Annotated in this window: 12 protein-coding genes and 2 tRNA genes; 4 read left to right on the top strand and 10 right to left on the bottom strand. The window is 49.8% G+C overall.

Annotation, left to right across the window (positions count from 1 at the left end):
• Window positions 1-97: 97 nt before the first annotated feature.
• Entirely contained in the window at window positions 98-1,402 is a 1,305-nt protein-coding gene (locus tag VFT49_04385; protein HEU5005285.1) for a phosphoglycerate kinase, read from the bottom strand.
• 155 nt (window positions 1,403-1,557) lie between these two features.
• On the opposite strand from VFT49_04385, the gene VFT49_04380 reads away from it, so the two are divergent.
• Window positions 1,558-1,761 carry a general stress protein gene (locus VFT49_04380; protein ID HEU5005284.1) on the top strand — a complete coding sequence of 68 codons (204 nt, stop codon included), beginning with the start codon at window positions 1,558-1,560 and terminating at the stop codon, window positions 1,759-1,761.
• A 50-nt stretch (window positions 1,762-1,811) separates the two neighbouring features.
• Here the strand turns inward: VFT49_04380 and VFT49_04375 are convergent.
• The 3 genes from VFT49_04375 to VFT49_04365 form a co-directional block, all read right to left on the bottom strand.
• Window positions 1,812-1,886, bottom strand: a tRNA-Glu gene (locus VFT49_04375).
• Window positions 1,887-2,416: 530 nt separating this feature from the next.
• Window positions 2,417-3,466 carry a hypothetical protein gene (locus tag VFT49_04370; GenBank protein ID HEU5005283.1) on the bottom strand — a complete coding sequence of 350 codons (1,050 nt, stop codon included), beginning with the start codon at window positions 3,464-3,466 and terminating at the stop codon, window positions 2,417-2,419.
• Between the two features lie 266 nt (window positions 3,467-3,732).
• Complete coding sequence (locus tag VFT49_04365) at window positions 3,733-4,968, bottom strand: hypothetical protein (protein ID HEU5005282.1); 1,236 nt, start codon at window positions 4,966-4,968, stop codon at window positions 3,733-3,735.
• 1,200 nt (window positions 4,969-6,168) lie between these two features.
• Here VFT49_04365 and murD point away from each other — a divergent pair.
• Window positions 6,169-7,530 (top strand): UDP-N-acetylmuramoyl-L-alanine--D-glutamate ligase, encoded by a 1,362-nt coding sequence (gene murD, locus VFT49_04360; protein ID HEU5005281.1) that lies wholly within the window; start codon window positions 6,169-6,171, stop codon window positions 7,528-7,530.
• A 144-nt stretch (window positions 7,531-7,674) separates the two neighbouring features.
• Here murD and VFT49_04355 read toward each other — a convergent pair whose 3' ends face one another.
• From VFT49_04355 to VFT49_04335, 5 genes are all read right to left on the bottom strand, one after another.
• Window positions 7,675-8,319: an aspartate/glutamate racemase family protein gene (locus VFT49_04355; protein HEU5005280.1), complete on the bottom strand. Its 645-nt coding sequence runs from the start codon at window positions 8,317-8,319 to the stop codon at window positions 7,675-7,677.
• A 2-nt stretch (window positions 8,320-8,321) separates the two neighbouring features.
• Window positions 8,322-9,119 carry a bifunctional 5,10-methylenetetrahydrofolate dehydrogenase/5,10-methenyltetrahydrofolate cyclohydrolase gene (locus VFT49_04350; GenBank protein HEU5005279.1) on the bottom strand — a complete coding sequence of 266 codons (798 nt, stop codon included), beginning with the start codon at window positions 9,117-9,119 and terminating at the stop codon, window positions 8,322-8,324.
• Window positions 9,120-9,160: 41 nt separating this feature from the next.
• Window positions 9,161-9,739 carry a YdeI/OmpD-associated family protein gene (locus tag VFT49_04345; protein ID HEU5005278.1) on the bottom strand — a complete coding sequence of 193 codons (579 nt, stop codon included), beginning with the start codon at window positions 9,737-9,739 and terminating at the stop codon, window positions 9,161-9,163.
• 337 nt (window positions 9,740-10,076) lie between these two features.
• Window positions 10,077-10,153 (bottom strand) — tRNA-Lys (locus tag VFT49_04340).
• Between the two features lie 201 nt (window positions 10,154-10,354).
• Window positions 10,355-10,723, bottom strand: coding sequence for an SPW repeat protein (locus tag VFT49_04335; GenBank protein ID HEU5005277.1), 369 nt, complete (start codon window positions 10,721-10,723; stop codon window positions 10,355-10,357).
• Window positions 10,724-10,817: 94 nt separating this feature from the next.
• Between VFT49_04335 and VFT49_04330 the strand changes: the two genes are divergently transcribed.
• Together VFT49_04330 and VFT49_04325 are read left to right on the top strand one after the other, a co-directional pair.
• Window positions 10,818-11,297 (top strand): 5-formyltetrahydrofolate cyclo-ligase, encoded by a 480-nt coding sequence (locus tag VFT49_04330; GenBank protein HEU5005276.1) that lies wholly within the window; start codon window positions 10,818-10,820, stop codon window positions 11,295-11,297.
• Window positions 11,294-12,022, top strand: coding sequence for a coenzyme F420-0:L-glutamate ligase (locus tag VFT49_04325; GenBank protein HEU5005275.1), 729 nt, complete (start codon window positions 11,294-11,296; stop codon window positions 12,020-12,022). Before VFT49_04330 ends, VFT49_04325 begins: the two co-directional genes overlap by 4 nt.
• On the opposite strand, the gene VFT49_04320 is transcribed toward VFT49_04325, so the two are convergent.
• A complete protein-coding gene (locus tag VFT49_04320) occupies window positions 12,016-12,582 on the bottom strand; it encodes a nucleotidyltransferase family protein (protein HEU5005274.1) in 567 nt (188 codons plus the stop codon). The two genes, VFT49_04325 and VFT49_04320, sit on opposite strands and share 7 nt — an antisense overlap.
• Window positions 12,583-12,616: the final 34 nt, after the last annotated feature.

Here is a 12,616-nt window from a genome sequence, read left to right as displayed (position 1 = left end):
CCCGTGTATGGGTCGGCTTTGCCGACGAGCGATGAGAAAAACCATAGGTTTGTCTCATAAGCGTAAGCGCTCTTAAGCCTATTGTACACGATTATGGTTATTTATTCTCCAGTGCTTCCACGCCCGGCAGCTTGCGACCAGCCATTAGCTCCAAGCTGGCACTGCCGCCTGTCGAAACATGATTAAAGTCGCTCACCAAACCCTGAGACTCCACGTAAGCTACCGTGTCGCCGCCGCCAACCACGCTAAAGGGTTTGTTGGCGTGAGTATTGCTATCGCCAATCATGGCTTCAACTATAGTTCGGGTACCGTGGCCAAACGGGTCACGAGCTCCGGCAATTCCCTTAACTTCTGTCACTCCGAGCGTTCCGCTCCAAATTACGGTTTGGGCCATGTCTATAGCACCGGCAATCCGCGCCGCACTCACCGGACCGGCGTCTAAAATCATTTCGTCTTTTTGAATGGTATGCGACTTTTGATTGGGAGTTTTAGGATAGTTCTCTATGTCGGCCACGCTGTGCGTAAATAGGTCTACTATACGAGTTTTTGCTCTGCCGTCAGCCTTTTTGGCCACAACCGCATCACCAGGAACTAAGAATTTAAAGTTACGTTTACGTTCGGTGCGCGCTGCCTGCAGTAGAACGGTTTTAGCGATTCCAAGCGAGGCGTCATCGCACAAACTAGCACCCACACCAATTCGTTGGGCTCGCAGAAAGTCATTGGCCAAAGCGCCGCCAACCGCTACGCAGTCGGCTATCTCTATTAAACGGTTGAGGACATCGATTTTATCGCTGATTTTGGCGCCGCCAACTACGGCCACTAACGGCCGTTTGGGATTAGCCATAACTTCGGTAATAGTATCGACTTCTTTTTCTAGCAAAAGACCGGCCACCGATGGCAAAAACTTGGTAATAGCCTCTGTGCTGGCATGAGCTCTGTGCACTACGCCAAAACCATCGGCTACGAAAACTTCCGCGCCGGTGCTAGCCACAATTTCTTTAGCAAACGCCGAATCATTTGCCTCCTCTTCTGGGTGAAAGCGAAGGTTTTCCAGCAAAGCCACCCCGCCGTTTTTTAGATTGGCGAGACCGTTTGATGCTGGCGGGCCCAGGTAGTCACCGGTAAATTCCACATGCTGACCAAGTAAAACGGCCAATCGTCTGGCTACTGGTCGAAGGCTATATTTGAGATCCGGCTGGCCTTTTGGACGCCCCAAGTGGGACATAATAATCAAGGCAGCCGGCTCTTTGGAAAGAATATATTTAATGGTCGGCAAGGACTGGCGCAACCGGTAATCATCCTGGATGAGCCCGTCTTTTAAGGGAACATTGTAGTCCGCTCTGAGCAACACCCGCTTGCCCTTTAAGTCCACATCACGGATTGTTTTTTTATTAAAACTCAAGTTTTTCCCACCATTTCTTAACTATAAGTATACAAAACCTTAAGCACTACCAAAATACGAGCTGTTAACTACATTACGCACGTACCGTTAGAAAGTTTATAGTCGGCCAAAAGGCTTTGGACTATATTAGAGTTCACTAAGAGAGGAGGACCTAAATGGCAAATAACAACGATGATGATGACACTGCTGGCCAGCGCAGCGGAACGAGTAATCGAGGCTTTGCTTCGATGGACCCTAAGAAACAGCGCGAAATTGCCAGCCGCGGCGGCTCGGCCAGCGGCGGCAACTTCAAGAACGATCGCGAAAAAGCCGCTCGTGCTGGGCGGCTAGGCGGCAAAGCATCCCGGCGCACCAGATAATTCCTGCTTGACCAACGAAAAAACCCGACTGCAAGAATCGGGTTTTTTCGTGGTGATCCCAAGGGGAATCGAACCCCTGTTGCCGGGATGAAAACCCGGTGTCCTAACCGCTAGACGATGGGACCATTGTCGACTAATTGTATACGTTCGATTCGGAATCGACCCACCCGTAATTTTCTGCTGAAAATTCGGTCGGGCCCTCCTCGGCGCCGTCGCGCCTGTGGCCTTGCGAACTGCCAAATGGCAGTTCTCACCCTGTTGCCGGAATGATCGGGGTCCCCGCAAAACTTGTTTTGTGGGGTGAAGGTACCCGGTGTCCTAACCGCTAGACGATGGGACCACGTCGCAATTTACACGCTTGCTCTATTTTATAAATAAAATTTCGCCTAGCGCTAGATTGCTCCTTCCAGAAACACAAGCAAGACAATTACTTGTCTTATGTTTCTGATTAAAACAACAGAGAGATTTTATCACATTAACTCCTCTCTGGCACCAAAAATCCCCCGAGGCACGTCCTCACCACGTGTTCGAGGGATTAATGGCTAAATTTTGTTTTTAAGAGCGGTCAGTCACGATTACTCTTCGTACTAAACCCACCCTAGCATAATCTTGCGTAAAGCGCAAATGCTTATCCACAAGATCAGCTACTTAAGGCTTAGCGACGGTTACGGCGATTAACGATGTAGTGGCCGGCGGCGCCAACAGTGCTGATGCCGCTGAACAGACCAACCACGTCACCCGCACCAGTGTTCGGCAAAGCCGTTGGCTTAGGTGTAGAAGTTGTGGTCGTTACCGGAGTCGAACAATTGACAGAGGCGTTGGCCTTGGCCTGGGCATCTGCTTTAGCTTTAGCCTGGGCGTTGGCGTTGGCCTGTTGCTGGGCCTGGTTCTGGGCCTTAGACTGAGCGTCGGCCTGAGATACGTTAGATGTAGCTGTGGCTGTTGCAGAAGCTGAGGCGCTAGCTGTAGCGCTGGCACTTGCGCCGGTGTTCGGACAAGTAGCCTTGGCAGAAGCACTGGCGGTGGCGCTAGCGGTGGCGGTAGCGCTAAAGGTTTGTTGCACTGGTTGTACATGGACCTTAGCGCGAATAGTTACGTAGCCACTAAACTGAGCACAACCAGGAACCTTGCCGTCGGGACCGTTGCTGCCCACTAGAGTACCACCATTAACAACGTTGTCGCTCAAAGCGATGCCGTTAACGTAGTTAGTGTAAAGCTTGGCGGTACCAGGCTCATAGGTAAGGCTGAAAGGCTGAGCGTTAGTTAACTCGGCTGTGGCCCAAACTTGAGCTGGATTAGCATTGTCGGCAGAGATATAGGCCGTGGCGGTCTGGGTGGAAGCAGAGCCGCTTGGAAGAACTATTTTAACTTGGGTGTTGGTTGCGCTCAGGCCAAGAAAGGTAGCGGCGTTGTTGTGGAAGTAAACAGCCAAAACAACGTCTTCACCATCAGTAACCTGAGTAGAGGTCGAATATGCACTGGTGCTAGAGTTTAAATCACGAGTTTTCAAAAGCTGACGTTCATCACCCCATGTCGGATTATCCGTGATGGAGTTGAAAGTGATGTAGTTAGCTGGGTCTGCCCAAGTAAAAGTTGGGCGGCTCGGGCCAAACGTAGCAGCGGCAGAAACTATAGCAGCTACACCCACAATAACAGCAGGAATAGCGGCATAAAGACCAAGTCGCTTAAAACTAAGTTTGCGCATAGTTGTATCCTTTCTTAAATTTCATATTAAATCTGTAATATTTTTTGACTAACCGTTCGCTTCAAATTTTTAATGTTCGCCCGAGGCGAGCCTAAGAAACAATCGGATCATGAGAATCCATTTTGGGTTGAGAGAGGGGTGAACGCAGGACTTAAAAAGCCGCGCTCCACCCCACTCGCTTTGGTTCAGCGAGCTTATTACCCTTCACACACAATCGGCGCGAGCTGGGGCGGGCTTCACGCCCGCCCCAGCCGTTGCCTGGTTGACTAGCCGTTCGGCAGACCGGGAGGCCCGTCGGGGTTGGTCCCCGTCGGGTTCGTCGGCGGTGCCGCGACCTTGTAGTCGCGGTGACCGCAGTCGAACCAGTTGCCGCCGATCACCGCGCGAGCGGTGATCGTGTAGGTCACGTACGTCCCGGCGGGAGCCGGAGCCGGCGTCGCGTAGGTGTGCGTCGCCGACACGAACGAACCCTGGTCCGTCGCCCCGTCGCCCCAGGTGAACTGGACGAAGGTGGCCGAACCGCCGGTCGTGTTGACCGAGGCCTGAGCGTTCTGGTTGCCCTTGCTCTCGGCCAGGTTGAGCGTGCAGCTCGGCGACTGCGACGGCGTTGTCGTGGTGGTGGTCACCACGGTCGTCGTCGTGTTCGTGTTGCAGTTGCCACCGTTGTTGTTGCCGATGTTGCTGCACACGATCGTGCCCGTCGGAGTCGTCGGCGTGGTGCCGACCGGGATCTGCACCACGTGGTAGCAGACCTCGCGACCGTTCACCACGCCGGGGTTGTACCCGGCGGTGCGGCAGTAGTACTCGACGTCCTTCGTGCTGGTCGAGGTCGATGACTTCTTGACGACGCGGTCGAAGTTCGACACGAACTGCGTCTTCGTCATCTCGACGACCTTCTGCGGCACGGCGATCTCCTGCTCCTGGATCGGAATGGCGATCGGCGTGTTGCGGCAGTTTTTCTTCTTGCCCACCTCGTACAGGCCGGGGTGCCCGTGCCAGTTGCGCACGGGATGGGCGCCGCAGATCTCCCAGCCGCTCTCCCAGGTGTCCGGGAGCTCGCGGTGGAACTTGTCGGCGTTGTAGAAGGAGTCGCCGTCGTGGAAGTTCCACGACTTGATCTTCGTCGGGTCGACGCAGCCCGTCTTGACGGGAGCGCCGCCGTTGATGGCGACGCGGACGTGCTTGATCTTCTCGTACCGCTTCACCATCGTGAGAGTCACGGTGGTGTTCTTCTTCGTCGTGACGTGCACGTGGGAGGTCGAGCTCGACGACTTGTTCGTCTTGACCCCGACCGGCTGGATCTCGCAGGTGTAGATCGGCGCAGCGAACTGCACCGGACACGTGGAGTCCATCACGTGCTGAGCGGACGCCGGGGCGGCCGAGGCCGTCGCAGCGTGCGACGTCGGCGCCTCGATGGCGACGACGGCTCCGAGAACGGCGAGGATCGCGACGGCCAGGGTGATGGCCGCGGACCTCTTGATGCTGTGCAACTTGTGGCCCATCGTGCACCTCCTGGTCGAATGAACAGTGCGGTGACCGGGCCCGGTCACCGCACTCTTTTGCTTGCGCTCCGGAGTGGAGAGCTAGCGCTACAAACGACAATTATTTATCGTCTGTAACGCTAGCTCTACTTGGTGACCCTTAAAATGTATGCGAAAAGTTAGCTCTAGCTAAACAACCGCCAAATACAAAAACGGAGCTTACGATATATAAGCTCTTGAACGTTTTTATTAACTTGGCGGCAGAGTTCAAGCTGAACTCTCATGATCCGATTTGTTAAGCTTGCACCTCACCCGCCGAAGGCTTCCGAAGCTCTAAAGTTGCCCTTATTGCCTCGTAGAGATTTCCACCTCATCGCCTAAGAAGCGAGGATGTCAATACTTTACCACAAGCACTAAAATATGTCAATAGTTTTCACCACTTTTAAGTATGAAGCACAAGCGTTAAGCGGTCTATAAATCAAAGATCCACCCTGATAGGGTGGTGTGAAGAAAGGAATCGGACTTTAGTTTCACGGTTGGAGCCGCAGGCCGGCGAGCGTTGACGAAGCAGGTGGAGGGGTCTGATCCCCTGTCGCTTTCGCTACAGCCGACCTGCGGTCTTGCTCGAGCTCTAGCTCGAATTATAGACCGCGGTCGCGGACGAGAGTGGCGTCAGCTCCCGTCCACGAACCGCGGCGCTTCCTCGATGTCCCTTCAAGCAGCAGCTCTGGAGGGAACGCCACAGAACCGCCCCATCGAGGAAGATCCCCTCCGACAGGGTCTTTCGGGGGTCACTGATGCCGTCAGTTCACCCCCTACCGGAAGGAATTTTAAGCCTTTGGAGGGGCGACCGAGCCCACTACTGATCATTCTCCTGTCCCTGACGGGCGTAGAAAGTCAGAAAGTTAGCTGTCGCCCCTCCGAGGAGCAGAGATCCGGGTTGCGAGCCCTACTCTGCTACATCAGCGTGTGGTTGGTGTCTACGACGTTAGGCTCCACGGCTCTTAACTGCCCGCAAAGCTACCTCCCCCGCGCTGAATTTTTTAGTCCGATTCCTTAAGGAGCTGCGAACGGGGTTTCCGTGCGCTCAACTGGCGTTAAGGAGCTTCATAGCTACGACTTTTTTGCCAAGAATTAGAGTATAGCAACCAGTATTTGTTGGCAAGCATAAGAGTCTTAACTAGACTAAGCTAAGATATTAGGGTTAACATTGGAATACATATGAAGATCGGTATTGTCGGTTGGGGCTTAGAGGGAAAAAGCGCCTTTAATTATTTTGGCCCGAATCATGAGTATTTGATTGTTAACGAGACACCTCTTGATGATTTTCCTGAAGAATCGGCCAAGATTAAGGTTAAGTACCTGAGCGGGGGCAGGCCACCGGGCCTCACCGGCAATATCTCTGATTTAAGTTACTTAAATGATATAGAAAATTGCGACAAAATCGTATACACCCCTGTAGCACGTAAGAATTTAGAGAAGCTGTTTCCAGATGACCATTCGTTTTGGCAAAAAGCCACCACCAACCAGCACATCTTCTTTGAAACAGTAGCCACCAAAAATGTTATAGGTGTTACCGGCACCAAGGGCAAAGGCACGACTTCTACCTTAATTACTCGAATGCTTGAAGCCGCCGGCAAATCGGTTCATTTTGGCGGCAATGTCGGCCGACCTGTTTTAGACTTCGTGAAAGAAGTTAAATCAGACGACTGGGTGGTGCTGGAGCTGGCTAATTTCCAGCTGTATAAATTCCCCTATAGCCCTCATATAGCCGTATGCCTGATGATTACACCGGAGCACCTGGAGTGGCATCACGACATAGATGATTACGTAGAGGCCAAATCTAATATTTTCCGTCATCAAAAATCCGATGATATTGCTATATTCTTCCCCAATAACAAGCTGAGCGCGAAGATTGCCGCCTACTCGCCCGGGCATAAAATTCCTTATTTTCATCCGCCTGGCGTTTTCGTAGATAGCGGTAGCGATATTGTTTCTGACGGAGGCAAGACCAAAATCATTAATAAAGAAGATGTTAAGTTATTGGGTGCGCACAATCTTCAGAATATTTGCGCGGCCGTAACCACTGTTTTGCAAGTCACCGATAACCTAGATGCTGTTCGGCGAATATTAGCTTCATTCACTGGCTTAGAGCACCGCCTAGAGTTTGTGCGTGATCTCGAAGGTGTTCGCTATTATGATGATTCTTTTGGCACCACCCCAGATACGGCTATTGTGGCTATGCAGGCTTTTTCTGAACCTAAAATCATGGTTTTGGGCGGCCATGATAAGGGCTCCTCGTTCGACGAAATGGCTCGAGCAGTTACTAAAAGTAACGTCCGCCATGTCATAGCTATCGGCATGACAGCTCCAAAAATTGCCAAGCTCCTCCGCGATCGAGGTTTCACCAATATTACCGAGGGACTGACCACTATGCCTGAGATAGTTGCCGAAGCCCAGGCCCGAGCTCACGCCGGTGACATAGTACTGCTATCTACTGGCTGTTCGAGTTTTGGCTTGTTCAAAGATTATAAAGATCGAGGTAATCAATTTAAAAAGGCCGTTATGGCCTTACCAGCGTAGTGCTTTTTATAGTACGTTTTTTATGGAATCTGTTAGCTGGTTTAGTTTTGGGCAGCTTTAGTTTTGGGGCAAAATTAGTGTCACTTACCTCTTGCTTATAGGAGTGGCCATGCTGACCTATGTCTTTATATTTAAAATCGGTTCTCATAGTGTTGAAATAACTCTCGCCAGTTGCCTTATGACCGCTGGTTCCGGCTGAATCACCTCTGCCCTTCCGGCTGACAGCTGATTAATCATCTCCTCTATCCAGTGATAGTGGGTACAACCCAATACTATCTGGTCAGCTCCCTTAGCACAAGCGTCATCAATAATAGTTTTAATGTGGTTTCTGTCGACCTGATTGGTTTCGACCATTAGAGCCCAGTCGCCGCAATCAGGCTCCAGGACTTCTATACCTTGGGCGTATAGTACCTTAAGTTCCTGATAGCGCGCGCTTTGCAGCGTGCGAGGCGTAGCGCAAACGCAAATAACACCTGTTTTGGTGGCGGTAGCAGCTGGTTTAATCATCGGTTCCACGCCAACCAGGGGCACCTTGAACTCTTCTCTTAGCTCTTGGATGAGGTTGGTGGTAACGGTGTTGCAGGCCACTACAACCACTCGGCAACCTTCGCCGACAAATTCTTGGAAGATAGGCTTTACAAAGCCATGGATTTCTTCTATAGATCTGACACCGTAGGGCACGTGGTCGCGATCTTCCTTGTATACCACCTCTAGCTCTGGCATGGCTTTTTTAATACTATCGGCAACGTGGCGACCGCCAGCTCCGCTATCAAAAACTCCGACTTTCACGATTACCTCTTTAAAGCAGCCCGGATAACGTTTTCAAACAACGCGCAAACCGTTAATGGACCTACGCCGCCCCTAGTTGGCGTCACCGTTAAATCATTCCTCTCATAAACTTCGGGTGCCAGATCGCCAACCGTTTTGCCGTCTTCGCTGGCAACGCCGGCATCAACGACTATAGCGCGGTGTTTAATCATGTCGGGGTATAAAATGGCCGGACTACCGGTGGCCGTGATAATTACATCGGCATCAGTGGTGCGGGCTTTGAGATTCGCGACTTCTCGATCTATAACTTTCACATCAAAGCCGGACTTCTTTAGCATGACTTCAAGTGGCGCACCGACTAGTTTGCCGCGGCCAATGAGCAAAATCTTTTTGCCGCGAAGTTCTATGTTATATCCGGCCAAAAGCCACATTATGGCCATGGGAGTAGCTGGATCGAAATGCGAGTTTTTGCCGAGAGCGTCGACGTCCTTGCCGGGAGCTACCAGGTTGACTAGTTCATCGGTTTGAGAGGGGTCGCTTAAAGGCAACTGAACAATTATGCCGTGTACGCTCTCATCGTTATTCAGTTTTCTGATCAGATCAGGCGCTTCGGCCTGGGCGACCTTAAAGTCTTCTACCTCTATGCCGATATCGGCGCCGTAGCGTTTTTTTAGCCGAACGTAAGTGTTAATTACCGGGTCGTCTTTGGCCTGAACAATTGCTAGCTTTGGGAATACTTTGTTAGCCCGCAGAGAGCGGACTTGGTGAGCATGTCGCTCTTTAATAAATCCGGCTAGTTCGGAGCCATTTAGAATTTTCACTCCTCTATACTATCACCTTATCGCACCTTATCGTTTGCTAGTTAGTGAAGTTTTTCGCCACGATTCAGCATGTCTATAAATTTTTCTATCCTTGCCATTCTGGTTTCCGGCTTCTTGGCAGTCTGGACTCGCCAGCAGAATGCATAAACATTCGTTTTATTCAACGTTTCAAAAAATTGCTTGGCTTTAGGATTTTTGTCTAACGCAGCCTGAAAATCTTCCGGCACCAAACTCGCGCTAGGAGAATTATAGGCCCCGTCCCACCTGCCATCATGTTTTGCAACATCAACCACCGCCAAGCCAGCCGACTGCATCCTGCCTGAACTTATGAGTTCTTTTGCTTTAGCTACGTTAACCTTTGACCATATACTCTTTGGTCTCCTGGGACTAAATTTCTGCAAGAAGAAATCTTTATCGTACGCTTGCTTTTGACTGTCTATCCATCCGTAGCACAGCGCTTCAGTAAGGGCTTCTTGGTAGCTTACAGATTCCTTGCCAGATGATTTCTTAGCGTGCTTGAGCCATACGCCTTGCGGTTGACCGTGGTTGTGTTCAAGCCACGCACGCCAGTCTTGTTGTGAAGCAAAATGTAAAACAGGTAAGTCTTTAAAAGTTTCCATAGTCAAAGAATAGCAATAAAAAACTCCTCGCAGTAGAGAAGTTTCAGCATAAACCAAGCTGGAGGGACATAGTGGAGGCTATTGCAACAAATGTATTCGGCTTAACTTGAAAGGTCTGGAATTCTAAGCACCTTTATAGCGCTTATGCTTGGAGGGCCATCGGGGACTTCGACCCACAAGTCGAAAAGCTTTGCTTTTCGCTCGCGGGCCCGGCTCGCGGTCTCGCTGAATTGTTCGACATCGCTGCGCCTGTTCGAGCCCCACGCAAGCCAAGCAGTTGGCTTGCTCGATTAAGCGTTCCAAAAACAAAACCGCACCTAAAGTGCGGCTCTATTTTTGGAGGGCCATCGGGGACTCGAACCCCGGACACGCGGCTTAAGAGGCCGCTGCTCTAACCAACTGAGCTAATGGCCCTCGTCGCAACCTGCGCCTATAACTCGTTTTGTCTATAGACAAAAGCTTCGTTTTTAGGCTAGGTTGCTCCTCTTAAAAATTGCGAGCAAGACAATTACTTGTCTCGCAAATTTTTATTTAGGACAGGTGAAATATTAACATGCACCCCTGTTTTTGTAAATAAAATAAGGCTCTTTAATGAGCCTTATTTAGCTGCAGCATTTAGGCTGTACCGTGGTGATGCCTTTGACTGACATACATTGTGTTATTGATGAAACCCAGCCAAGCCACTATTATGCCGGCAACAATTCCATTCCAGTAAGCCGCCGCTTCGTGATAGCCAACAATAAATGGCGCAATTATCAACCAAACTCCGCACAGTCCACTAAAGAAACTAGACCACTGCCGAGCGGGAGCAAGCAGTCGGACTAGCGAAAGCACTACTACCGCTATTCCAAAAATTACCTGATTCCAAACGCTTGTTGAATAATTTAGAATCCAAGGCGAAATAGCTAACCAGACTCCTAGCACTAGGTTTACCAACGCCATCGATTGAATCGAGCTGCGAGCCTCTTCTTCTCTATCGTGCATTGTCGTCTCCTTAAGGCTTACCTCGCTAAGTATCTGCGTCTTAAATATTTTTGTCCGTTAGGAATTTAACGAGCAAAGAACATATAATTTCACAGTGGATAAAGAAAGCTTGCGACAGAGGATGCGCGGCATTCGCCTTCGGATGCCGGAGGCCGAAGTGCTCAAGAAAAGCGAGATCATAATCGATTCATTAATTAAGCTGGTCGATTGGAACAATATTGAAAGCCTGCATTGCTATCAACCAATCAACCACCTTAACGAGGTAGACACTCGGCCGTTGCTTGATTTTTTAAAAATAGGTTGGCCTCAAGTTGACGTGATTATTCAAAATAAGTCTCGGAAATTACCATACCAAAACTCGAGGCAATATGATCTAATAATCGTACCGACACTGGCTTTTGATAACCGTGGCTTTCGGCTAGGTTGGGGCGGCGGCTTTTACGACCAGTTTCTGGCAAAGCAGAACGAGGCGCTAAAAGTCGGCTTGTCCTTCGAGGCCGGCAGAGTTGCAAAAATTCCTAATGAGCCGCATGATATTAAGCTTGATCTAGTAATAACCGAGAGTAGCAAATGAAAGTTACCGCTATCAAAACCGACCGCATCAGGCCTAAGACCCTAAGCATTCTTGAGGTTCTAGATAAATTTTTTCCGGAGGTTACCGACCGTTCGATAATCGCCATAACTTCTAAGGTAGTATCGATCTGCGAAAACCGACTCGTGCCATTTAAAGATACTTCTTTATCTGAATTGATCAAAAGAGAATCTGATTATTATCTGCCTTTTGAAACTGCGGCCCATAAACTTACAATCACCCGTAACATTTTGATTCCAAAAGCCGGTATCGATAAGTCCGACTTTAGCCAAAGTTATATTTTGTGGCCAAAGGATCCGCAAAAAACAGCAAATGAAATCCGGGAATTTATCCGTAAAAAAAGTGGCCACAAGAATATAGGAGTTATTTTGACCGACAGCACAACCGCGCCGCTGATGCGCGGTGTGCGCGGAATTTCTATTGCCCATAGCGGTTTTTTGGCCACCAAAAAGAACAAAACCGATGTACGGGCTAGTGTGGTTGAGGGGTTGGCAGCTGCGGCGGTAGTCGTAATGGGAGAAGGCGCCGAACAAACTCCTATTGCCGTAATTTCTGATATTCCATTTGTTGATTTTGTAGACAATGACCCATCGGTTGACGAACTATCTTTATTAAACCTTGACTTCACGCACGATATTTACGGCAAAATGCTTTCTGGTCTTGATTGGCTAAAAGGCGATGGACAGGCTCGCGGCGAATCTCAGTGAGTCTCAATGCGCAGGTGAGGCCACTTGTTTTTCCAATTTTTCTCGTCTATGCGATAAAAGAATTTTTTGAGAAGTTCTTTGTCTGCACTAAAGTAAGGTGTTGGTCTGGCTACTAGCCCGAACAGATCGGCGGTGCCATAGCAAAATAAGTATTCAAGTCTTTTACCAGTCAGACGCACCCCTATGCAAGTCGCTGTTTCTACCCAGTGCGCAATTCCGTCAGATGTAGACATAAAAGGCTCGAAATTATTCACATAGTGCATCCTGGCCTGGTTGCGAACCTCCCATTCCGCAAAGGGATACAGAAGCGACATTTTAGCATCATAATTCCAGTCTGCCTCTTCTGTTTTGTTTTTGCTATCAAAATAAACCAGGTCTACATCGCGCGATGGCTCTGGACTTTTACCTTCCATAAAATTCCAGATCTTGTTCCGCAAAAAACCCGCGCCAATCCACCAGTCCGGCAAATTAAGTGTGGATGCGGCGTTTAAGACCTTCATCATCCAATCGTCGGCTTCAATAAGTTGGGATATCTTATCTTCGCTGTCTACAATATTCATAAGTGATTTTGGTACCCGCGGACGGATATCGCAC

It is taken from the genome of Candidatus Saccharimonadales bacterium, assembly GCA_035758565.1.
Classification (GTDB): domain Bacteria; phylum Patescibacteriota; class Saccharimonadia; order Saccharimonadales; family UBA10212; genus DASTXL01.
Note: the sequence above shows the minus strand (reverse complement) of the source record. Positions and strands in the feature narration are given on the sequence as shown.

What these genes read in the sequence shown, in the direction of transcription:
- VFT49_04380 (HEU5005284.1), top strand. Translation starts at nt 1,558, where the DNA reads ATGGCAAATAACAACGATGATGATGACACTGCTGGCCAGCGCAGCGGA.
- VFT49_04370 (HEU5005283.1), bottom strand. Translation starts at nt 3,466, where the DNA reads ATGCGCAAACTTAGTTTTAAGCGACTTGGTCTTTATGCCGCTATTCCT.
- VFT49_04365 (HEU5005282.1), bottom strand. Translation starts at nt 4,968, where the DNA reads ATGGGCCACAAGTTGCACAGCATCAAGAGGTCCGCGGCCATCACCCTG.
- murD (HEU5005281.1), top strand. Translation starts at nt 6,169, where the DNA reads ATGAAGATCGGTATTGTCGGTTGGGGCTTAGAGGGAAAAAGCGCCTTT.
- VFT49_04345 (HEU5005278.1), bottom strand. Translation starts at nt 9,739, where the DNA reads ATGGAAACTTTTAAAGACTTACCTGTTTTACATTTTGCTTCACAACAA.
- VFT49_04335 (HEU5005277.1), bottom strand. Translation starts at nt 10,723, where the DNA reads ATGCACGATAGAGAAGAAGAGGCTCGCAGCTCGATTCAATCGATGGCG.
- VFT49_04325 (HEU5005275.1), top strand. Translation starts at nt 11,294, where the DNA reads ATGAAAGTTACCGCTATCAAAACCGACCGCATCAGGCCTAAGACCCTA.
- VFT49_04320 (HEU5005274.1), bottom strand. Translation starts at nt 12,582, where the DNA reads ATGAATATTGTAGACAGCGAAGATAAGATATCCCAACTTATTGAAGCC.